The sequence below is a fragment of the Amycolatopsis sp. cmx-4-83 genome, assembly GCF_046548815.1.
GTDB classification, from domain to species: Bacteria; Actinomycetota; Actinomycetes; order Mycobacteriales; family Pseudonocardiaceae; genus Amycolatopsis; species Amycolatopsis pretoriensis_A.
The window spans coordinates 389,324-411,147 of sequence record NZ_JAEBEF010000001.1 but is presented as its reverse complement, the minus strand read 5'-3'; the positions used below and the strand labels follow the sequence as shown (position 1 = coordinate 411,147).

Here is a 21,824-nt window from a genome sequence, read left to right as displayed (position 1 = left end):
ATGGGAACGAACTTGCCCCGCTCGGCGGAGGCGAACGAGCGGCTGCACCGGGCCATCCCGGGCGGTGCGCACACCTACGCCAAGGGCTCGGACCAGTATCCCGAAGGGATGGCTCCGGTCATCTCCCACGGCCTCGGCGGCCACGTCTGGGACGTCGACGGCAACGAGTACATCGAGTACGGCGCCGGCCTGCGGGCGGTCATCCTCGGCCACGCCCACCCGCGGGTCCTCGAAGCGGTCCGCGGTGAGCTCGGCAAGGGCAGCAACTTCATCCGCCCGTCGATCATCGAGGCCGACGCGGCCGAGCGGTTCCTCGAGAACGTGCCGACCGCCGACATGGTGAAGTTCACCAAGAACGGCTCCGACGCCACGACCGCCGCCGTCCGCCTGGCCCGCGCCGCCACCGGCCGCAAGCTCGTCGCCAAGTGCGCCGACCACGCCTTCTTCTCCACCGACGACTGGTTCATCGGCACCACGCCGATGAGCGCCGGCATCCCGGACGAGACGACGGAAGCGGTCCTGTCCTTCCCGTACGGCGACCTGCAGGCCGCGGAGGAGCTGCTGCAGCGCCACGACGGCGAGATCGCGTGCCTGATCCTGGAGGCGGCCGCGGCGGTGGAGCCGCCGGCGGGGTACCTGCAGGGCCTGCGCGAGCTGACCACCCGGTACGGCGTCGTGCTGGTCTTCGACGAGATGATCACCGGCTTCCGGTGGTCCCCCCACGGCGCACAGGGCCTCTACGGCGTCACGCCCGACCTCTCGACGTTCGGCAAGGCACTCGGCAACGGCTTCGCCGTCTCGGCGCTGGCCGGCAAGCGGGAGCTGATGGAGATCGGCGGCCTGCGCAGCGACCGTGAGCGGGTGTTCCTGCTGTCCACCACCCACGGCGCCGAGACTCATTCGCTCGCCGCCGCGATGGCGGTGATGGACGTCTACCGCGACGAGGACGTCGTCGGCAGGCTCCACGCTCTCGGCGACCGGCTCGCCGAAGGTGTCCGCGAGGTGGCGGCTGGGATCGGCGTGGAGGACCACGTCGTCGTCCGCGGCCGGGCCAGCAACCTCGTCTTCGGCACGCTCGACGAACAGGGCAAGCCGTCGCAGCCGTACCGGACGCTGTTCTTGCGCGAACTGATCAGCGGCGGTGTGCTCGGACCGTCCTTCGTGGTCAGTGCCGCGCTCACCGAGGCCGACATCGACAAGACGATCGACGTGGTCGCCCAGGCCTGCACGGTCTACCGGAAGGCGCTCGACGCCCAGGACCCGACGCCGTGGATGGGCGGTCGCCCGGTGCAGCCGGTGTTCCGCAAATACGCCTGACCCGACCGGGCCGGAAGCGGATTCACCCTCTGGGTCCGATGAGGACACTGGAGGGTGACTGCTTTCCGGCCCGTTCGTGCGTAACTTCCTGCCATGGGCAGATCTCGTGCGGTTCTCGTCGCTGCTTGCTCGCTCCTGATCGCCGTGGCTTGCCCGGTGGTCGCGCGCGCCGCCGACGGGCCCGGGCCGGTGTGCGACCACCAGCCCGCGGAGCACGGGGAAGCGCCTCCCGGAGCCGTCTCCGTCGATCCGGGCGTCGACGGAGACCTCTCCGCCCAGACGGCGGCCCACCCGCCCGGCACGACGTTCTGGCTCCGCCCCGGCACCCACACGCTCGGCACGGACGAGTTCGGCCAGGTCGCCCCGAAGGACGGCGACGTCTACCTCGGCGCGCCGGGCGCGATCGTCGACGGCCGCGGCGTCAACCGCGCGGCCTTCACCCAGCGGGCGCGCGACGTCGAGATCCGCGGGCTCACCATCCGCGGCTTCGCCGCCCTCCAGGACCAGGGCGTGGTCAACCACGACTCCGGCGACGGCTGGCTCATCGAGAACACCACCATCGAGGACAACCTCGGCGCGGGCCTGATGGCCGGCGCCCGCCAGGTCGTCCGGCACAGCTGCTTGCGCAACAACGGCCAGTACGGGCTCAACGCCTACCAGGCGGGCGACGGCATCACCGGGCTCGTGCTGGAGGGCAACGAGATCACCGGCAACAACACCGGCGACTGGGAGACCAAGGTGCCGGGCTGCGGGTGCAGCGGCGGCGCCAAGTTCTGGGCCGTGAACGGGGCGGACATCCGCGGCAACTGGGTCCACGGCAACCACGGCGCCGGCCTGTGGGCCGACACGAACGACAACGACTTCCTCGTCGAGGACAACCTGTTCGAAACGAACGCGGCCGAGGCGTTCTTCTACGAGACCAGCTACAACCTCGTGCTGCGCGGCAACACGTTCCGCGGCAACGCGCTGGTGCAGGGCCGCGCGTTCGCCGCCCGCGGCGACAACTTCCCGGTGGCGACGGTGTACTTGTCGGAATCCGGCGGCGAGCCGCGCGTGCCGGCGCGGACCTCGACCGTCGACATCAGCGGGAACACCTTCGAGGACAACTGGGCCGGGATCACGGCGTGGGAGAACGCCGACCGCTTCTGCACCAGCCCGGCGAACACGTCTTCGGGCTACTGCACCGAGGTCGCGCAGCCGTCTTCGTGCGCCGCGGGCACGATCGAGAAGCCGCCGGCGTACGACGACTGCCGCTGGAAGACGCAGCGGGTCGAGATCCACGGGAACACCTTCCGGTTCGATCCCGGCCGGATCGGCTGCACGAGCCTGTGCGGGCGGATGGCGCTGCTCTCGAACTACGGGACTTTCCCGGATTGGTCCCCCTACAAGGGAACCGTGGTCGAGGACGCGATCACGTTCAAGCAGGGCAACCGGTGGCACGGCAACTCCTACACCGGGCCGTGGGCTTTCGTCGTGCATGACACCTCCAGGACGGTCGACGCTGCGGGCTGGCGGGCGGAGCCCTACTCGCAGGACGAATGCTCTTCGTTCGGCGGTGGGCCCGCCGGCTGCTGATCACGAGCTTGCCGACCGGGTCCGACAATTTCCACCGGCGCCCGGGCCGGACACGCGACTTTTCCCTTGTGGGCCAGGGGAAAAGTCGCGAACGGAGAATTCCGGACACTGGTCGCTTCACCCTTTCCAGCGATGGCGCTCGCACGTGTGTTCGGTACCGTCGAAGACATGGCCCCCTCGACCACCACCCCCGCAGCCCGCGATCGCGACGCGATCGACGTCGTCGCGTTCGACGCCATGGGCGTGCTCTACTCGTGCGCCGACGACGTCGCGGAGCTGCTCGTGCCGTACCTCCGCAGCCACGGCTGCGTGCTGGACCGGCCCGGGATCGCCCAGCTGTACCGGGAATGCAGCCTCGGCAAGATGTCCTCCGCGGACTTCTGGGCGACAGCCGGTGCGGCCGGGGCGTCGGACGAGGAGTACTGCCTGAACCACCGCCTCACCGAAGGCGCGGTCGCCCTGCTCGCCGAACTCGAGGCCACCGGCGTGCGGCTGGCGTGCCTGAGCAACGACGTGAGCGAGTGGTCGAAACTGCTGCGCGAGCGGTTCGGGCTCGGCGAGTACGTCACCGACTGGTTCGTCAGCGGGGACATCGGCGTGCGCAAGCCCGACCCGGAAGCGTTCGCCACGCTGTGCCGCCGGCTCGACGTGGTGCCCGAAAGGGTGCTGCTCATCGACGACCGCGAAGAAAACGTCACCGCCGCCCGCGACGCCGGTTTCCAGGCGTTGCGCTTCAGCAGGCCCCGTCTGTCCACAATGGACCAGTTGCGGAAGGAACTCAGACCGTGGTGAAACGCGCGCTCGGCTCGCCTCGAAGACGCCCGGCGGGCAACCGCCGATTGCACAGCACGAGCAACAGGTCCTGGGCCGCCCCGGTGAGCGGGGTACCGGTGCCGTACGACCAGCCGAGGTCGTCGGCGCGCAGGGCAACGCCGTCCAGGTCGGTCCCGAAGTACTTGACCTGCTTCGGCTTCATCGCAGCGAAGATCACCTCGAGGCGCTCCGGTGGAACACGCCGTTCGAGACCGAGGGCGGTCGTGATGTCCAGCCCGTGGATCACGTCGTGGCTCAAGGCGCCTTCCGCCCCACCGCCCGGCGGCCGCCACAAGTGGTCGGCGTTGCCGCGCAGCGAAGCGACCAGTGCCTCGCGCGACAGGTCAGCGGCGTCCCGGCGAGCAACGCGGTCAGCCATGGCGTGGAAGCGCCCGCCGGATTTCACCAGCTCACGCACGAACCGCCCGGTCGAGAACCGGAACGGCATGGTCATGTGCGCGACGACCTCGGGCACCCGCCAGCCGGCGCACAAGGTCGGCGCCGCCCAGTCACGGGGCGAAAGCCCGTCCAGCACGACGGCCAGCTCCCGCCTCTCGGCGGCGATCAGCTCTTGGATCATGGGGATCTCCTTCGCAGGTAGGACACCCCACCGACGAACGAAACCCGCCCGGACCGACAGCACCGACGCCCCGATCTCCACCGCGGTCCGCGATCGCTCCGGCCAGCCGGCAAAGCCGATCGGCCAGGCCCACCCGACGCCGGCCCATCGGCAGTCCACGCCCACCGGTCGTACTCGCCCGCAACCGGCACCGTCCCATCCGGCGGCCGCCAGCCACACCCACCCAAACCTGACACCGGCCCGACGAGCGACCACGACCCGACCGGCCAAGCCAATCGACCACCCGCACCCAACATCAGCCCATCAAGCAGCCGGCCAACCGACTGCGCCCACCGACCAGGCCCCCACGCGGCCAGAACCGGGCCGGCGAGCGACCACCGACCAGCCCTCAGAGCCGGTCGGCGACGCGATCCACCACCCACCCCGTCGCCGGGACCGCGGCCAGCGCGGCGCAGAACCCGCCGACGGCATCCGTCGGGTAGTGCGCCCCCAAGGCCACCTCGGCCCACCCCATCGCGACCCCGGCGACCAGCGCCAAGCCGAGGATTACTGGCACCGCGGTCCCGCGCCCCAGCTCCAGCCGATCGACCAGCAGCAGGCCGATGACCAGCGCGAGTGCCGTCGCCAGAGCCGTGTGCCCGCTCGGGTACGACAGGAACTCACCGTGGATGGTGCGCCCGACGATCGGCTTCAAGGCCGTCGTCACGGCCACCGTGACCAGGACGCCCAGCACCGTCAGCACGGCCGTCCGCGCGCGGCGGGCCAGGAAGCACACCCCGGCGATCAGGGCGACCAGGATCACCGACCCGACCGGTTCGCCGCCGAAGTCGATGACCAGCGCGACGTACCGCCACGGTGGCTCGACCCCGTCGAGCGACGGCAGGACGGCGGCGTCGATCCCGGTCAGCCCGGAGTCGTGGAAGTGGAGGATGCCGAGCGCCACGAGCACCGCCGTCGCCAACGCTCCCGACATGGCCAGCGGGGTGCGCAGCACGAGCGGCAGGACCGCCGGTGCCGTCCGGACCAGCTGCTTCACGCCTCGATCGCCGCCTTGTACCCGGCGATCAACCGGTCCAGGCCGACCGCCGGGGTGAAGTCCTTCTCGTACCGGACGCGGGCCGCGTCTCCCATCTCGCCGTTGCGGTCGCCGACGACCTCGCGCAGCCGTTCCGCGAGCGACACCTCGTCGTTCGGCTGGTGCAGGAGGCCGGTGACGCCGTCCTCGACGAGCTCGGGGAACGCCCCGTGGGCGGCGGCGACGGTGGGCACGCCCGCCGCCATGGCCTCGACCACCACGAGGCCGAACGCCTCCAGCCACGTCGACGGAGCGACCACGGCGACCGCGTCGGCCGTGAGCGCGCGGCACTCGGCCTTGTTCTGGAGGCCCACGTACGAGACGTCGGCACGTCCGGCCGCCCAGGCCGCGACCTCGTCCTGCATCGGGCCCGTGCCGGCGATGACCAGCGGAACTCCCAGGGCGCCGCCGAGGCGGTCCCAGGCCCGCATCAGCAGGCCGACCCCCTTCTCCTCGGTCACCCGGCCGAGGAACAGGACGTGCTTCCCGTCGCCGGTGCGGCGGACGCCGGGGTCGGTGACGAAGTTGTGCTTCACCGCCATCCGCTCGCCGGGCATCCCGGCCGACACCAGGAGGTCGCGTTGCGCCGCCGAAATGCAGAAGAACCGCGAAACGCCCGTCCACCACCGGCGCCGGTTCGCGACCATGCTCGCCGCCATCGGGAGCGTGGCCGCGCTCGAACCGCGGTAGCAGCCGTGCTTCACCGCCGGCAACGGTGAGCCGCCGACGCACTCGGTGCAGATGTGGCCGTCGCGGTGGAGCGTGCCGGGCGGGCAGACCATCGTGTAGTTGTGCAGCGTCGCGACCGCGGGCACCCCCGCGTCCGCGCAGGCGGCAACCACCGACGGTGACAGCAGCGGGAACGTGTTGTGGATGTGCACGACGTCCGGGCGCTTCGCGCGCAGGCGGGCGGCGAGTTCCTTCCGCACCGCTGGGTTCCACGGCACCATCAGCGGCACCGCGGCCTTGCGGGGCAGCGGCATCGCCGCGATGTCGTCGCTGCGGCGTTCGAACAGCGACACCTCGTGGCCGCCCTCGGCGAGCAGCGAGACTTCGGCGTCGACGACGTTGTTCTCACCGCTCGGCTGCTCGGACCGGTACCGGTTGTGCACCACGAGCACCCTCACGCGCTTACCCCCTTCGCCGGGATGAATGCTTGTTCGTCGGACTGCGGAACACCGCGGACCAGCAGTGACGCGGCCACGGCCAGGTGCAGCAGATACGGCGACGCGTCGCCGAGACCAGCTTCGGTGTAGGAGGCCGAAACGCAGTAGGTGATCAGGAAGATCGCGCACGCCCTCGCCAGCGACGGCGGCCGCAGCACCGCGACGACGATCAACGTGAGGAGGAACCCGGCGACCAAGGCGATTCCGACGAAGCCCTGCTCGTGGTAGATCGCGAGCCAGCTGTTGTCGATCGGGAGCCCGTCGTACGACTTGTCCGTCAGCCCGACGCCGAAGATGTACTCGGCCGTCGACCGCGGGGCCTCCAGCAGGGCGTCCCACACCTTCGCGCGGCCGGTGAGGCTGGAGAAGTTGTCCGCGCTCTGCCCGCGGAGGAACCACGTCTGGAGCGCACCCGCGAGGACCACGCCGGCGACCCCGCCGACGCCGACCGTCCACGCGAACACCTTCCGGGCGCGGGCGCTGGTCAGGAGCATCGACAGGAAGGCCACCGAGAGCCCGGCGACGAGGCCGAGCGTCGCGGTGCGGGTGTGCGTGAGCATCAGCAGGCCCACCACCGGCACCACGATGACCACTGCGCTGCGCCACGTCGTGCGGCGCCCGAACCAGAGGAGGAGCGTGAGCCCGGCGATGACCGCCGCGTACTGGCCGATCTGCGGCGGGGTGAGCGGCCAGATCGCGCCCGAAAGCCGGCCGCCGTAGATTTCCGGCATCGCGTTGCCCGGGGAGATCACCAGGCCGATCGCCACGGACGCGAGCACGATGGCGTAGGTGCGGATGTGGTAGCGGACGAAGTTGAAGCTGCCGTCCCACCAACGGGTCAGCAGCCAGAGCGTGGACACGAACACCGTCAGCCGGAAGCACCGGAACAGCGCGCCCGCGCCCTCCTTCAGGTCGGCGCTGGCGAGGATGCTGGACACCAGCAGCAGCGTCAGCAGCAGCAAGTAGGCGCTCGAGCGGACCCGCAGGTGCTTGTTCAGCACCAGCGCGATCACGAAGGCCGTCATCAGCGAGCCCATCGTGACCAGCTGGCTGACCGACCGCGGCAGGGGGATGACCGTCTTCGCGCCGGTCGACCCAAGGGTGTTGAGGATCAGCAGCGCCCAGGCCAGCCCGGCCCACTTCGGGGTCGCGGACGCGGGTTCGGCCGCGGCCTCGCCGCGGATGCCGGCGATCGATGCGGTGTGCGCCGTCATGTCAGCCCCCGCCCTGTGCGCTGTACGTGCTCCCGGCGTCCTGCGAGTACGGCGAGCCTTCCCACTCGCCGATCTCGAGGATGCGATCGGTCGTGTACGCGATGAACGTCCACGGGCCCAGGTAGCTGTTGTCGTGCCAGCGGTTGTCCTGCCGGTAAGTGATCGCTTCCTGGACCACGTCGCCCTTGTACGGCGACCACTCCGGGTAGGTGCCGAAGTTCGACAGCAGGCCCATCCGGCCGCACGCGGCCTGGCAGCCGACGACCGCCGGGTCGAGGACGAACTTGTTGTCGTGGATGTCGACGTGCTGGGTCTTCCAGCGGCAGTCGGCCAGCAGCGGGCCGGACGTGATCGCCGGGGCCGCGCACTGCTTCACGTTCGGCACCAGCCGGGTGCAGTCGCCGGAGGAGGTGTTGGCCGGGCTGTTGCAGTAGCGGTCGGCGTTCTCCCACAACGTGATCCCGGACCAGTTGTTCTCCAGGTAGTTGCGGGAGATCTCGATCTTCGCGGTGCGCGCCTTGATCCGCGGCTCGCCGCCGGACTCGGAGATGTAGATCGTCGGCGTCGGGAAGTTGTCGCCGCGGTCGGCGTACCGGCGGCCGTCGACCCAGTTGTTCTTGCGGATCGTGTTGTCGCGGATGACGGCGTTGTAGCTGATCTCGTAGATCAGCGCGGCACCGTCGTTGTCCTCGATGAGGTTGCCCTCGATGAGGAAGTCGTTGTTGTTGGTGTCGGCCCAGAGCCCGGTGCCGTGGTTGTCGTGCACCCAGTTGCCGCGCACGTCGGCGCCGTTCACGTCCCAGAACTTGATCCCGCCGCTGCAGCCGCAGCCCTCGATCTTCGTCTCCCAGTCGCCGGTGTTGTTGCCGGCGATCTCGTTGCCCTCCACGACGAGCGTGGTGAGCGGGGTGCTGCCGGAGTAGGCGTTGATCCCGTACTGGCCGTTGCGGCGCAGGCAGTTGCCGCGCACCTGCTGGCGCGCACCCGCCATCAGGCCGGCGCCGTCGTTGTCCTGGATGGTCGAGTGCTCGACCATCCAGCCGTCGCCGGAGTCGTGGTTGACCACGCCTTCGTCGTGCGGTGCGACGAAGCCCTGCACGGTCACGTAGGTGATCTTGACGTTCACCGCGTGGCCGGTGAAGGCGTACTGGTTGATCTTGCGGCCGTCGACGATCGCGCCCGGTGCGCCGATGTAGACGTCGCCGTCCTTCGGGGACACCTGGTCGTACTTGTCGTCGCCGAGGATGTGCTTGCCGGGCTTGAGCCAGAACGTCGTGCCCGGGCCGGCCGAACGGGTCTTCGCCGCGAGGTCGCCGGGCACCGCCGGGTCGACGACGACCGCCCCCGCCGGCGCGGCCGTCGGACCGGCGGGCTCCTTGTCGCACACGGCCGCGACCGAACCGCTGGGCGCCGCGGTGGCCTGGGCCGGTCCCCCGTCGGTATCCGGCCCGCCCGAGCACGCCGCGACCGTGAGCAGGACGCCGAGCAGCGGAGCGGCACGGCGGAGTCGGAAGCGGCGGGCTGTCACGGGCGGGGTCCTAACTGAAGTGGAGCAGGGTGGTGAGCTGTCCGGGCGTCCCGGATCCGATGAGGGTGGTCGAGGGTTCCTTCCGGCCGAAGCCCGCGGAGTACCAGCCGAGCGGCGGCTCGCTCTCACCGCGGTGCACGCTCCACGACAACTCGGGTGGCAACTCGAGCACCGCGGTCCGCACGCCCTCACCGGAACCGGCGAGCGAACCGGCGCCGGCGAGCGCACTGTCGCTGGCGAGCGAACCGGACACCCGGCCGACGACCGGATCGGGCGCGGCAGCGAGTTGCCCGGCACGACCGGCCTCGCTGCCGGAGTCGGACCGGCTTTCCTCGGCCGCGTTCGAGACACCCGCCGCCCCACCGGACCGGCTCGCACCGGCCTCGGCGGTCAGGGCTGACGCATCCGGAGCGGGCCAGCGGAGGTGGGCCGTCGTTCCGTCGAGCATCACCGTCACCTCCGGGCCCAGGTGGAACGCCAAGCGTCCCGCCGCGCCCGCTTCGCCCAGGACCTCGTCGACGATCGTCAGCACTTCGCCGTCCAGCTCGACCGTGCGGCGGTGGACCGCCGGGGCGTAGCCGTCGTGGGCGGCCGACCAGCGAGCGGGGCCGTCGGGTGGGGTGCGGACGTCGAGGACCTTCGTCACCGCGTGGCGGGTCCACAGGAACGGGCCGCCCGACACCGACTGGTCGCGGCCTTCCAGTTCCAGGGTGTTGTGGCCGAGCGTCGAGCGGAAGTACGACCGCCACTGCGGTTCGCCGTGGTAGCAGAACGTGCCCGGGTCGGCGAGGATCTCGACGCCGTCGTGGCGGACCTCCACCGACAGCGCGTCCGCGTGGGCGTGGGCCGCGATCGACAGGAACCCGTGCGGGCCGCCGTCGCAGCGGGCCCACACGCGGCCCGAGCGCAAGATCGTCATGCCCGCGTCGCGCAGGTGGGCCGGCCGCTGACCGGGCCGGACGCCGGTCGCCTGCGGGGTGCGCGCGGCCAACGACGCCAGCAGGGGCGTGCGGACGTCGTCACCCGGGAGCGGGGGCCACCAGTCCAGGCGGCCGAACAGGACCTCGCCGGTGGCCAGCAGCGACGCCCAGCGATCGGTCGAGACGCCGTCGACGATCAGGCCGAAGCCGTCGTCGGCGTCGCCCTGCCGAGGGGGGTGCAGTCTGTTGTCCACAATGGACGCCAGGGCATCGGTCATCCGGAGCAGGACGTCCCACGTCGAGCCCGGCACCGGCGTGCCTGCCGCGTCGGCCTCGAGCGCGGCCGCGAGGCCCAGCTCCAGGACCAGGCCGTGGTACTCCGACGCGAGTTCGGCGTTCAGCCCGGACGGGAACGTGTTGCGGCCGAGCTGGACGTCCAGCGAGCGCGTCGCCGACGTCCGCCAGCCCGCCGACTCCGGGAACCAGCCGAACGCGCACGCCGCGGCCAGCAGGCCCGCGTCCTCGGCGATCACGTGGTTGTTGGCCGAGGAGCCGTGGCTGCGCAGGGTCGCAAGCCAGTTCTGGTGGTGCCACAGCTGGAGCTGGAAGTCCGGGTTGTCCTCGAACAGCTCCGGCGCGCCCGCCCAGCCGTCGAGCAGGCGGCGCGTCCAGACCCACGACAGCAGCCGGATGCCGAGCTCGATGCCGCTCACCCAGTGCGGGCCCTGCAGCGGCGGGTTTTCCTCCCACCACGAACGCAGGTGGGCGGCGACGCGCGTGGCGTAAGCCGGGGTGCCGGTCAGGGCGTATGCCGCGGCCAGCACGGTCAGGTGCTGGTGGCGCGACGGTTCCCAGATCTGCTTGATGTCGCCGACCGCGTCTTCCGACCGGTACGGGACGTCGAAGGCGTACACGTCCGAGGGCGCGCGGCGGCCGGTCTTCGGGTCGAGGAACCAGTCCGGCGAGATCATGTCGGTGCGGACCACGCCGAAGTACTCGGCGCGGCCCGCCATCAGCTCGTCGGCGGTGGCCAGCAGCCGCGAAGCCGCCTCGGCGGACACCTTGCCCAGCACCCCGGCCGGCAGCCCGGCGGTGAACCGCGGGTGCGACGGCCAGTCCGGCGCCACCGGCAAGGCGGACCGCCACTGCCGCTGGACGACGGCATGCCGAGCACGCCCGACGACCTCGGCCGGCCCCATGCGGGACAGCCGGCGCAGGTACCAGCCGGGCCCCATCATCGCGGGCCCCCTGCCGCCCGCGGCCGTACGGGCACCGCCCGCGCAGGCAACAGGCTCTCGCTGCTGCACCGCAGCTCGAACCGCTTCGGCGCCACGCTCGCTAGGTCCCCTGCACCGGCCACCCGCGGCCGCACCGGTGCCACCGCCGCCAACGACTGAGCGCCGGCCATCCGCGGCCGGAGCGACGCCAGACCCGGCAGGGCCCGGACGCCGGCCGCCCGCGGTCGCACCGGTGCCACACTCGCCAGGTCCCGGCGCAGCCGCACCGGCACCGCGCCCGCCAAGACCTGCACGCCTGCCACCCGCGGCGGGCTCGTCAGGGCCAAGAAACAGCCGGGCCGCGGCCGGAGCGGTGCCGTTGTCGTCATGCCGGGGCGCCTGTCTTCTGCGGCAGCTCGATCCGCACCGGGGCCGCGTTCGCGACGCTCGACTGGGCCGCCAACGTCGCCAATGTCGTCGCCGCCAGGGAGGCCACCGAGATCGGCATCGGCGCGCCCGTCCGCACCGCCTCCAGGAACGCGTTCACCTCGGCCGCCTGGCCCTTGTCGCGGCCCTTCGGGATGCGGGAGCTCGCCCACTTCTTGCGCGAGTACACCGACGCTCGGACGTAGTCGTCGAACTTCAGGACCTTGCCGTCGGCCGTCAGGTCCAGCGTCTCCTTCGGGAAGCCCGAGGAACCCGTCTCCGCGTACGTGATCACCGCCGTCGAGCCGTCCGGGTAGCCGAGGGTCACCTGGAGGTCTCCGGTCGCGTACACCGAGACCGGGTCGGCGTCGAGGAGCCAGCTCACCGTGTCGATGAAGTGGCCGCCTTCGCCGACGAACCTCGAACCCTCGGTGGTGGTCTGGTTGTACCAGCTGCCGTGGTCGAGGCGGCCCGCGTTGACCAGGTAGCGGACCGTCGCCGGGCCGACTCGGGGGCCGAACTGGTCGCGGGCTTCGTGCAGCAGTGGCGCGAAACGGCGGTTGAAGCCGACCTGGAGGCGGTCGTTGCCGGACTCCTCGATCGCGTCGAGGACCTTCTGCAACTCCGCTTCCGACAGGGCCAGCGGCTTCTCGACGAACACCGTCTTGCCCGCCAGCAGCGCCTGGCGCGTCAGCTCCGCGTGCGAACTGTGCCGCGTCACCACGAAGACCGCGTCGATCGAGGAGTCGCCCAGGACGTTGTCGATGTCGGTGGACGCCTCGGCGAAGCCGAACTTGCGGCGGGCGTTGGCGCCGGACAGCGCGGACGTCGTCGCGACGTGCTTGAGCTGGACGTCCGAGCGCTCGACCAGGTGCGGCAGCAGCATCGACGACGCGTAGTTGCCCGCGCCGATGAAGCCCAGGCGCACCGGCTGTCCCGCGGGGAGCGCAGCCGCCGCACGCGAGGTCACGCCGACGCGCGCCGACGTCACGACGGGCTCCGTGCGGGCGACCGCGTCGGGGTAGCGGAACAGCACCGCCACCGCCTTCAGCGAGCCGTCGTTCAGCGACTGGTACGTCTCGACCGCCGACGAGAAGTCCGAGACGTGCGTGATCAGCGGCTCGACGTCGAGGCGGTCGCGGGCGATCAGGTCGAGGACGCACTCGAGGTTGCGGCGCTCGGTCCAGCGGACCTGGCCGATCGGGTAGTCGCGCCCCTCCAGCTCGTACGACGGGTCGTAGCGGCCCGGGCCGTAGGAGCGCGAGAACCGGACGTCCAGTTCCTTCTCGTAGTAGGCGTTCCACGGCAGGTCGAGCTTGCACTTGCCGATGTCGATGACGCGGCCGCGGTCGCGCGACAGCTTCGCGGCCAGCTCCACCGGGTCGTTCGTGTTGCCGCCGGCCGCGAGGTAGGTCTGGTCGACGCCCGCGCCGTGGGTCAGCTCGGCCACGGCGTTGTCGACGATGCCGGACGCCGGGTGCGCGCAGGTCAGCGCGCCGAGGCTCTCGGCGAGCTTGCAGCGCTCCGGGTCCGGGTCGACGCCGACGACGCGCACGCCGGACGACGTCAGCAGCTGGACGACGAGCTGGCCGATCAGGCCGAGGCCGATCACGAGCGCGACGTCGCCGATCTGCGGTTCGCCGCGGCGGACGCCCTGCATGGCGATCGAGCCGACGGTGCCGAACGCCGCGTGGCGCGGGTCGACGCCGTTGGGGACGCGCGAGTAGAGGTTCTTCGGCACCCAGTTCAGCTCGGAGTGCAGCGCGTGCTCGTTGCCCGCGCACGCCACGAGGTCGCCGACCGCGACGTCGGTGATGCCGTCGCCGACCTGCTCGACGATGCCGCACAGCGAGTAGCCGAGCGGGGTGTAGGAGTCCAGTTTGGACGTCACCTTGCGGTAGGTCGCCGAAAGGCCGTTGGTGGCGACGCTCTGCATCACCTTCGCCACCTGGTCGGGGCGGGCCTTCGCCTTGCCCACCAGCGACAGGCTGGCCTCGGACACCTTCATCATCTCGGTGCCGGTCGAGATCAGCGAGTACACCGTCCGCACCAGCACGCCGCCGGGCTTGCAGGCGGGCTCGGGTACCTCCAGCAGTGCCAGCTCACCGCTCTTGTAGTTCTGGACTACCTGCTTCACTTCGCTCCCGCCATCGCGTTCCGGTACCAGTATTCAAGGGTCAAGACGTGCCAGAGGTGCTTGCCGCGGTCCTCCTGGCCGGCGGCGTCCTCGGCGACCATGCGCTGCAACGTCTCACGCTGCAGGAATCCCGAAGAAACGAGCACGCCTTCGTTGACGACTTCGCGCACCAGCGGCGCCAGGTCGCGGCTCATCCAGGCCCGCAGCGGCGCGCTGAACAGGCCCTTCGGCCGGTGCACGATCTCGCTCGGCAGGATGTTCAGCGCCGCGTTCTTCAGCGCGACCTTGCCCGCGCGGCCGACGATCTTCTTGTTGCCCGGGATCTTGAACGCCGCCCGCACGACCTCGACGTCGACGAACGGCGTGCGCACCTCGGTGGACGCCGCCATCGTCGAACGGTCGGTGTAGGCGAGGTTCAGCCCGGGCAGGAACAGCCGCGAATCGGCCAGGCACATGCGGTTGACGAAGTCGTCGAGCGCCTGGTCGTGGTAGGTGTCCGAGTGCTCGGTCAGGACGTCGTCGACGACCGGCGCGAGGTCGGGGTTGACCAGGTCGAGCAGCTCCGCGCGGTCGTACATCGTGTAGCTGCGGCGGAACGCCGTCTCCTCCGGCAGGCCGGCGAAGGACAGGAACCGCTTCGCGAACCGCACCGACCGGTACCCGCGCTTGGCCGAGGCGACCGGCAGTCGGTCCACAATGGACTCGACCGGCCGCCGGACCGCGCCCGGCACCTTGTGGTAGCGCAGCGCGATCAGGTTCGCGAGGTGCTTGCGGTAGCCGGCGAACAGCTCGTCGGCGCCCATCCCGGACAGCATCACCTTGACGCCGGCCTCGCGCGCGGCCGAGCAGATCAGGAACGAGTTGATCGCCGCCGGGTCGCCGATCGGCTCGTCGAGGTGGTAGGTCATCTTCGGCAGCAGGTCGAGCACCTGCGGCGCGATCTCGATCTCGTGCAGGTCGACGCCGAACTTCTCCGCGACGATCCGGGCGTACTTCAGGTCGTCCGGCATGGCCTCGAACTTGGCGTCTTCGGCGCGGAACCCGATGGTGTACGCGGAAATCCCCGGCTGCGAACGCGCGGCCAGCGCCGTCAGGTAGCTGGAGTCCAGGCCGCCGGAGAGGAACGTCGCGACCGGGACGTCGGAGATCAGGTGCTTGGCGGTCGATTCCGCGATGACGGAATGCAGGTCGACGTCGCCGTCGAAGGCGGCGCCCTCCTCGGCGACCTCCCGCAGCGACCAGAACCGGCCGCGGTCGACCTGGCCGTCCGGGCGGCAGCGCAGCCACGTGCCCGGCTGCAGCTTTTCCGCGCCCTGGTAGGCGCACCGGCTGTCGGGCACCCAGTAGTAGAGCAGCGACGCGATCAGCGCGCCGCTGTCGACCTGCAGCGACCCGCCGAGCTCACCGGCGAGGGCCTTGAGCTCGGAGGCGAACGCGATCCCGCCGTTGCGCTGCACGAAGAACAGCGGCTTGATGCCGAGCTGGTCGCGGACCAGGAACAGCTCGCCGGTGCCCTCCTCGAAGATGGCGAAGGCGAACATCCCGCGCAGCTTCGGCAGGCAGTCCGTGCCCCAGCGCCGCCACGCCTGCAGCAGCACCTCGGTGTCGGACGTGCCGCGGAAGCGGACGCCGGCCGCGGCGAGCTCGGCCCGCAACTCGGGCGCGTTGTACAGCTCGCCGTTGTAGCTCAGCGCGAGGCCGTCGTGGACCATCGGCTGGGCGCCGGTCTCGGACAGGTCCACGATCGACAGCCGCCGGTGGCCGAGGTGGACTTCCCCGGGGCCGGCGCGGTGCTCGTAGCGGCCGGAGCCGTCCGGCCCGCGGTGGGCCAGCGTCTTGGTCAGCCGGTCGGTCAGCGGCCCGCCGTCCGGCCAGAGGTAGGTGCCTGCGATGCCGCACATCTCGAGTGGGACCCCTTCATTCGGGGCGCGGGTCAGGAGACCTCGGCGCTTTTTTCGGGGGTCTGGGTGGCGAAGCCCCCGGTTCGGGGCGAAGCCCCGGTTGGCACAGTGCTCTTTTCTGGCTCGAGCTCGGCGTTCAGTTCGCCCGTGTGGGCGGGTTCGCCGTGGTCACGCTTGAACGGCGTCGGCCGCTTCGGGGGCTTGACCGGGGCGAACTTCTTCGTCGGGGCGTCCAGGTGGTCCGGGACACTGACGGAGCCGGGGGCCGGCAGCGGTGCCGCCGGCGGTTTGGGCGTGGCGAGCGCGGGCGGGAGCACCGGCCGGACCGGGGTGAACCGGCGCGTCGGCGGCTCGGTCTTGGCGACCCGCTCGGCGATCCGGGCGGCCAGCTCGTCCAGGCGGTCTTCCTGCTCGACCGCGACGACGCCCGGGGCGGCCGCGGGGGCCGGCGCGTGCCCGGCGCGACCGCGCAGCGCCGTGTGCAGGCCGTCCCACAGCGTGCCGTCGGACTTGTCCCGCGGGTCCGGGTCGACCAGCACCACGCCGATGATCGGGATGTGCTGGTCGGCGAGCTGCCGCGCGACGGTGTGCAGCCAGAGCGTGTTGGCGTGCCCGGCCTTGACGACCAGCACGGTCTCCGCGCCGAGGTGCTCCAGGTCGGTCCACGCCGTGCCCGGGGCGACCGTGCCGACGCCGATGCGGCGCCCGCCGGAGCCGCTGTCGCCGGCGCCGACCACGGAGACGTCGCTCTTGGCCTCCGCCGCCAGCTTGCGGACGTCTTCGCCGGGCAGGTCGTCGACGACGCTCGCGCGCCCGCCGTCCGCCAGGTCCGCGGCGATGTCGAGGGCGAGCGCGGCGGCGACCTTCGGCGCGCCGAGTTCGAGCACCGACACCCCGCGCGCGTCCTTCTTGATCACGCGGGCGAGCGTCGTGGCGACGCGTTCGCGGTCGGACACCACCCGCGCGCGCTTCCACACCCGGGCCAGACCCCGGCGCTTGGACGGCAGCTGGGCGAGCACGGACGCGCCGAGGTGCGTGGAGATCTCGCGGCGCAGCACCGGCCGGTCTCGCGACACCGCGCCGATCGCGGCGAACGCGAGCCCGAGGGCCAGGCCGAGCGCGAAGCCGATGCCGCCGTTGGTCGCCTCCGTCTTGAGGAACGCCTTCGGCAGCGCCCGGGGCGCGTCGACGATCTGGGTGCCCGCGGCGACCTGCGGGCTGCCGATGCCGGCCTGCTGGGCGCGGGAGTCGAAGTCGGAGATCTGCGACGCCAGTGCGGCGCGGCGGCCGTACATGCCTTCGAGGGTGCTGGCGTTCGCGTTGCGGCCCTTGCCGGTCTCGTCGGCGATCTGCTGGTCGACCTTGGTCAGCTCGTCCTGCGCGTTCTTGCGCTGGTCGAGGATGGCCTTGGACTGGGCGGCCGCCGCGGCCTGGCTGCGCTGGACGTGGTCGGTGATGAACGTGTCGGCCAGCGCCTGCGCCTGCGCCACGGCCTCTTCGTTGCTCTTGGCCTTGACGGTGATCTGCAGGACGTTGTTCGTCAGGCCCAGGCCCGCGTAGTTCTTCAAGAACTCTTCGGGCGCTTCGGTGCTGTTGAGCTTCTTCAGCGCGCCTTCCGCGATCCGCGTGGTCGACAGCACGGCGACGTCGGTGCGCATGAGCGTGCCGCTGTCGGTCGGCGAGTCGTCCTGGTGGACGACGATGATCTTGGCGACCGCGGTCGGCGGCGCCGGCAGCACGATGCCGACCGCCGCGCCGGCGATCAGCCCGAGCAGCGCGGTGGTGAGCCAGAAGCGCTTGCGGCGCCGGATGGCGACGAAGAGGCGTTGCAGGTCGATGAGGGGTGCGGTCGGGGTCTCGGAGGTGGTCGTCACGCCGAACCTGCCAGGGCTTTCTCGGGGGCTTCCGCCGCGGGTTCGGGCTTCTTCTCCGGCTCGGCCGGTCGGACGGGGTGGGTGAGGACGGCGCCGACGACCTCCTGGCCGGCGTCGGCGCAGGCTTCGGCGAGCCGGACGAGCTCCCACGCGGTGCGGGTGCCGGCGCCGAGGACGAGCAGGACGCCGGAGTCGGCGCTGCCGTCCGGCACGGTCGGCCGTTCGGCCGAGTATTCGAAGACGCGCAGCGGCACGGACAGCCGGTCGGCCAGCCCGGCGAGCTGCTCGGCGGCCAGGCGGCCGGTCTCGTCGTCGTCGCCGACCAGGAGCAGGACGTCGGCGGGGCCGGTGGACAGCCGGGCCAGCACCCGCCGGTAGCGGATGTCGCGGTTGACCTCGTCGGCCGAGGTCGCCACCGGCGGCAGCACCCACGGCCGGTCGCCGCCGAGCAGCCGCCGCACCTTGCCGGTGAACCCGGCGGCCGGGAGCTGGTCGCCCTGCGGGGTCTCGACGTCGACGCCGGCGAGGATCGGCGCGCCGAGCGCGGCGGCGATCTGCGGTTCGCCGCGCAGCCGCCGGTCGGCGCGGGCGGTGAACAGGTGGCCGAACACGCCGGCGAGGAAGAACAGCACCGCGCCGCCGACGGCGAGCTGCGTCAGCGTCGGCGCGGCCGCCGCGTCCGGGCGTTCGGCGCTGCCCATCACGACGGTGTTGCCGACGCCGGTGGCGAGGTCGGCCTGGTTCAGGTCGTTGATGGCCTGCTCCAGCGACGACCGCAGCCCTTCGAGCTGGGTGCGGACCTGGACGCTTTCGACGGTGAGGTCCCCGCCGACGTTCTTGGCGATGTCGCTGATCTTCTCGGTGGTCAGCTTGACCTGGTTGCGCAGCGACTCGCGCTGCTCCTGGGCCAGCTGCACCGACGCGTCGGCGGAGTTGCTCGCCAGCTGACCGGAGTACTTGACGAACTGCTGCGCGACCTGGTCGGCGAGCTGCTGGGCGTGCTCGGCGGTGTCGGCGGACACGGTGATCGCCACGACGTTGCCGTTCGCCACCGACGTCTTGACCTGCTTCTTCAGGTCCGCGCCGCTCGGGTGCCACGGGAGCACGGCGGCGGCCCGGTCGAGGACGACCGAGCTGGTCGCGACCTCGGCCTGGGTCAGCAGCTCGTCGGCCTGCCGCGGCCCTTGCAGCAGCACGCTCGACGACGTCTGGTAGCCCGGCGACAGCAGGAACGACGCCGCGGCGCCGACCGCCGCGCCCAGGACGGCGAGTGCGGCCAGCAGCCGCCATCGTCGCCGGACGACCTGCCCGATCAGGGCCAGGCGCACCGTGTCTTCAGTCAACGGCGGTATCTCCATTCCTGAGACGGGTACGCCGAACGGGGTCAGTGGATCGGCCGGTTACCCGAACCGTCGTCGGACCGGGAGCTTTGGTTACACGTCCGGTGAGTTCTTGACCTAACGGCGATCAGGACTTCACAGCGTGCTCATACGCGGCGATGAGGTTCTTCGCCGAGTTCTCCCACGAGAGCGCACCGGCGACCCTGGCCTGGCCGAGCTTGCCCATCCGGACCCGCTCTTCGGGGTCGTCGAGCAGCTGCGAGACGAGCTTCGCGAACGCCGACTCGTCGTTGGCCGGGGCGTAGACCGCCGCGTCGCCCGCCGAAACGCGCGCTTCGCGCAGTTCGAACGAGACGATCGGCTTGCTCATCGCCATGTACTCCATGACCTTGTTCATCGTGGAAACGTCGTTGAGCGGGTTGAGCGGGTCCGGCGACAGGCAGACGTCGGCGGTGGAGAGGTAGCGGACCAGGTCCTCGTCGGGGATCCGGCCGGTGAACTCGACCTGGTTGGCCAGCCCGAGCTTCGCCGAGAGCGCGACCATGTCGTCGAAGGCGTCGCCGGAGCCGACGAACACCGCGTGCCAGTCGGTGCGCCCGACCTCGTCGCGCAGCTTCGCGAGCGCGCGCAGGGCGTAGTCGACGCCGTCCTGCGGGCCCATCACGCCGAGGTAGGCGAGCATGAAGGGCTTGCCCTTCTTCAGCTCGGGCTCGACGGGGACCTCGTGGAACCGCTCGACGACCGGCGCGCTGCGCACCACGAAGACGTCCTCGGGCTTCTTGCCGCCGCGGATCCGGGCGACCTGCTTGTAGCTCTCGTTCGTCGAGATGACGACGTCGGCGGTGCGGTAGGTGGCGCGTTCGAGCGCGCAGACCCCGCGGTAGAGCAGGTCCTGCCCGCGGTCGAAGCGCGAGAGGTACAGCTCGGGGCACAGGTCGTGCTGGTCGAAGATGAACTTCGCGCCCTGGCGCTTCAGCACCTTCGCGACCACGTACAGTAGGTCCGGCGGGTTGCAGGCGTGCACGACGTCGACCCGCCCGACCTTCCGGGCCAGCCGCAGCGTGTGCCACAGCGCGCTGCCGTACTCCTGCAGGTAGCCCGCGGGCCCGCCGGTCGCGGCCTTGAGCGGGTAGCGGTGGATGTGGACGCCGTCGACGACGGCTTCGGCCTCGGTGTCGCGTTTCGTGCCCTGCGGGCAGATCACGTGGACTTCCCACCCGGCGTCGCGCAGGGTCGTGGACTCCTGCCAGACCCGCCGGTCGAAGGGAACGGAGAGGTTTTCGACGAGGATGAGCGCTTTACCAGGCAAGGCCGGCGTATCCCTCTTCAAGGCGACGCGTCGCCGCGTCGGGCAGGCGGACGAGGTCGACGAGCACCCGGTCGCCGCCGTGCGGCAGGGCCGCCAGCACGTCCGGGTCCTTGCAGCCGACGACGAGGACGTCGGCGTGGTCCATGACTTCCTCGACGGACCCGGCGAGCAGCTGGCCGAGGTGCGGCAGCCGGCCCTCGATGTATTCGCGGTTGGCGCCCATCAGCCGCGAGAGGCTGACGTTCGCGTCGTAGATCTTGAGGTCGTAGCCCTTGCCGAGCAGCTTCTCGGCCAGCTCGACCAGCGGGGACTCGCGCAGGTCGTCGGTGCCCGGCTTGAAGGAGAGGCCGAACAGGCCGACCTTGCGCTTGCCGGTGCGTGCGACCAGGTCGAACGCGCGCTGCAGGTGATCGTCGTTGGACGCGAGCACGTGCGACAGGATCGGCACGCTGACGTCGGCGCGGTGCGCGGCGTAGACCAGCCCGCGCAGGTCCTTCGGCAGGCACGAGCCGCCGAAGGCGAACCCGGGCTTGAGGTAGGCCGGGCTGACGTTGAGCTTGGTGTCGGCGAGGAAGACGTCGATCACCTGGTGCGAGTCGAGGCCCAGCGCCCGGCAGATCGAGCCGAGCTCGTTCGCGAAGCCGATCTTCAGGCCGTGGAAGGAGTTGTCGGCGTACTTCGTCATCTCCGCGACCGGGATCGGCACGCGGAAGACGGGCCCGGGCAGGCCTTCGTAGAGCGCGGCGACGGCGTCACCGCTGGCTTCGTCGATCTCGCCGATCACGGTCTTCGGCGGGTCGAAGAAGTCGCGGACGCTGGTGCCCTCGCGCAGGAACTCGGGGTTCACCGCGACGCCGAAGTCGACGCCCGCGGTGCGGCCCGAAGCCTTCTCCAGGATCGGGACCAGCAGGTCCAGGCAGGTGCCCGGCAGCATCGTGCTGCGGAAGACGACGGTGTGCCGCTCGCTCTTGTTCGCGATCGCCTCGCCGATTTCCTCGGCGACGCGCTCGAGGTAGACCGTCGAGAGGCTGCCGTTCGGCGCCGACGGCGTGCCGACGCAGACCAGCGAGATCTCGCTGTCGGCGACCGCTTCCGCGACGTCGGTCGTGGCTCTCAGCGCGCCGCTCGCGACGACTTCGGCGGTCAGCTCGCCGATCCGCTCCTCGACCACCGGCGCGTTGCCGGCGGTGATGAGGTCGATCTTGACCGGGTTGACGTCCACGCCGACCACCCGGTGCCCCTGCCCCGCCAGGCACGCGGCGGAGACACAACCGACGTAACCGAGCCCGAAGACACTGATCTTCACGCCAAAACCTCCGCTTTTCCGCGCGACCCTCAAGTTGGTCGCCGCGCTCCCCTGGATCGTTACCGCGGGGGTGGCGAACGGGGTAAAGCGTGAGCCTGCCGTGAGGCGAACCGGTTTACCGGCGGG

The 21,824-nt window shown here is 71.2% G+C and carries 15 protein-coding genes; 3 read left to right on the top strand and 12 right to left on the bottom strand.

The genetic code is table 11. The annotated features are described in order from the left end of the window. The 3 genes from ACLJQM_RS02115 (at position 1) to ACLJQM_RS02105 (ending at position 3,684) form a co-directional block, all read left to right on the top strand. On the top strand, positions 1-1,317 hold the full coding sequence (locus ACLJQM_RS02115) for a glutamate-1-semialdehyde 2,1-aminomutase (RefSeq protein WP_360768623.1): 1,317 nt from the start codon (positions 1-3) through the stop codon (positions 1,315-1,317). Between the two features lie 93 nt (positions 1,318-1,410). Next, positions 1,411-2,892 carry a right-handed parallel beta-helix repeat-containing protein gene (locus ACLJQM_RS02110; protein WP_410629969.1) on the top strand — a complete coding sequence of 494 codons (1,482 nt, stop codon included), beginning with the start codon at positions 1,411-1,413 and terminating at the stop codon, positions 2,890-2,892. 168 nt (positions 2,893-3,060) lie between these two features. After that, positions 3,061-3,684 carry an HAD family hydrolase gene (locus ACLJQM_RS02105; protein ID WP_410629967.1) on the top strand — a complete coding sequence of 208 codons (624 nt, stop codon included), beginning with the start codon at positions 3,061-3,063 and terminating at the stop codon, positions 3,682-3,684. On the opposite strand, the gene ACLJQM_RS02100 is transcribed toward ACLJQM_RS02105, so the two are convergent. From ACLJQM_RS02100 to ACLJQM_RS02045, 12 genes are all read right to left on the bottom strand, one after another. Next, complete coding sequence (locus tag ACLJQM_RS02100) at positions 3,671-4,285, bottom strand: maleylpyruvate isomerase family mycothiol-dependent enzyme (protein ID WP_410629965.1); 615 nt, start codon at positions 4,283-4,285, stop codon at positions 3,671-3,673. The genes ACLJQM_RS02105 and ACLJQM_RS02100 overlap by 14 nt on opposite strands. Before the next feature lie 388 nt (positions 4,286-4,673). Then, positions 4,674-5,321 carry a phosphatase PAP2 family protein gene (locus ACLJQM_RS02095; RefSeq protein ID WP_410629963.1) on the bottom strand — a complete coding sequence of 216 codons (648 nt, stop codon included), beginning with the start codon at positions 5,319-5,321 and terminating at the stop codon, positions 4,674-4,676. After that, positions 5,318-6,487: a glycosyltransferase family 4 protein gene (locus ACLJQM_RS02090; protein WP_410629961.1), complete on the bottom strand. Its 1,170-nt coding sequence runs from the start codon at positions 6,485-6,487 to the stop codon at positions 5,318-5,320. The genes ACLJQM_RS02095 and ACLJQM_RS02090 overlap by 4 nt, the downstream gene beginning before the upstream one ends. Next, a complete protein-coding gene (locus ACLJQM_RS02085; RefSeq protein WP_410629959.1) occupies positions 6,484-7,740 on the bottom strand; it encodes an O-antigen ligase domain-containing protein in 1,257 nt (418 codons plus the stop codon). The genes ACLJQM_RS02090 and ACLJQM_RS02085 overlap by 4 nt, the downstream gene beginning before the upstream one ends. 1 nt (position 7,741) lies before the next feature. Beyond that, positions 7,742-9,268: a right-handed parallel beta-helix repeat-containing protein gene (locus ACLJQM_RS02080; RefSeq protein WP_410629958.1), complete on the bottom strand. Its 1,527-nt coding sequence runs from the start codon at positions 9,266-9,268 to the stop codon at positions 7,742-7,744. 10 nt (positions 9,269-9,278) lie between these two features. After that, on the bottom strand, positions 9,279-11,426 hold the full coding sequence (locus ACLJQM_RS02075; RefSeq protein WP_410629957.1) for an alginate lyase family protein: 2,148 nt from the start codon (positions 11,424-11,426) through the stop codon (positions 9,279-9,281). 364 nt (positions 11,427-11,790) lie between these two features. Next, complete coding sequence (locus ACLJQM_RS02070) at positions 11,791-13,968, bottom strand: bi-domain-containing oxidoreductase (RefSeq protein WP_410629956.1); 2,178 nt, start codon at positions 13,966-13,968, stop codon at positions 11,791-11,793. Then, complete coding sequence (gene asnB / locus ACLJQM_RS02065) at positions 13,965-15,869, bottom strand: asparagine synthase (glutamine-hydrolyzing) (protein WP_410629954.1); 1,905 nt, start codon at positions 15,867-15,869, stop codon at positions 13,965-13,967. Before asnB ends, ACLJQM_RS02070 begins: the two co-directional genes overlap by 4 nt. A 32-nt stretch (positions 15,870-15,901) precedes the next feature. After that, positions 15,902-17,743: a Wzz/FepE/Etk N-terminal domain-containing protein gene (locus ACLJQM_RS02060; RefSeq protein ID WP_410629952.1), complete on the bottom strand. Its 1,842-nt coding sequence runs from the start codon at positions 17,741-17,743 to the stop codon at positions 15,902-15,904. Next, on the bottom strand, positions 17,740-19,101 hold the full coding sequence (locus ACLJQM_RS02055; RefSeq protein WP_360768064.1) for an exopolysaccharide biosynthesis protein: 1,362 nt from the start codon (positions 19,099-19,101) through the stop codon (positions 17,740-17,742). Before ACLJQM_RS02055 ends, ACLJQM_RS02060 begins: the two co-directional genes overlap by 4 nt. Before the next feature lie 109 nt (positions 19,102-19,210). Further along, a complete protein-coding gene (locus tag ACLJQM_RS02050) occupies positions 19,211-20,392 on the bottom strand; it encodes a glycosyltransferase family 4 protein (RefSeq protein ID WP_360768061.1) in 1,182 nt (393 codons plus the stop codon). After that, positions 20,382-21,698: a nucleotide sugar dehydrogenase gene (locus ACLJQM_RS02045; RefSeq protein ID WP_360768058.1), complete on the bottom strand. Its 1,317-nt coding sequence runs from the start codon at positions 21,696-21,698 to the stop codon at positions 20,382-20,384. Before ACLJQM_RS02045 ends, ACLJQM_RS02050 begins: the two co-directional genes overlap by 11 nt. Between the last annotated feature and the right edge of the window lie 126 nt (positions 21,699-21,824).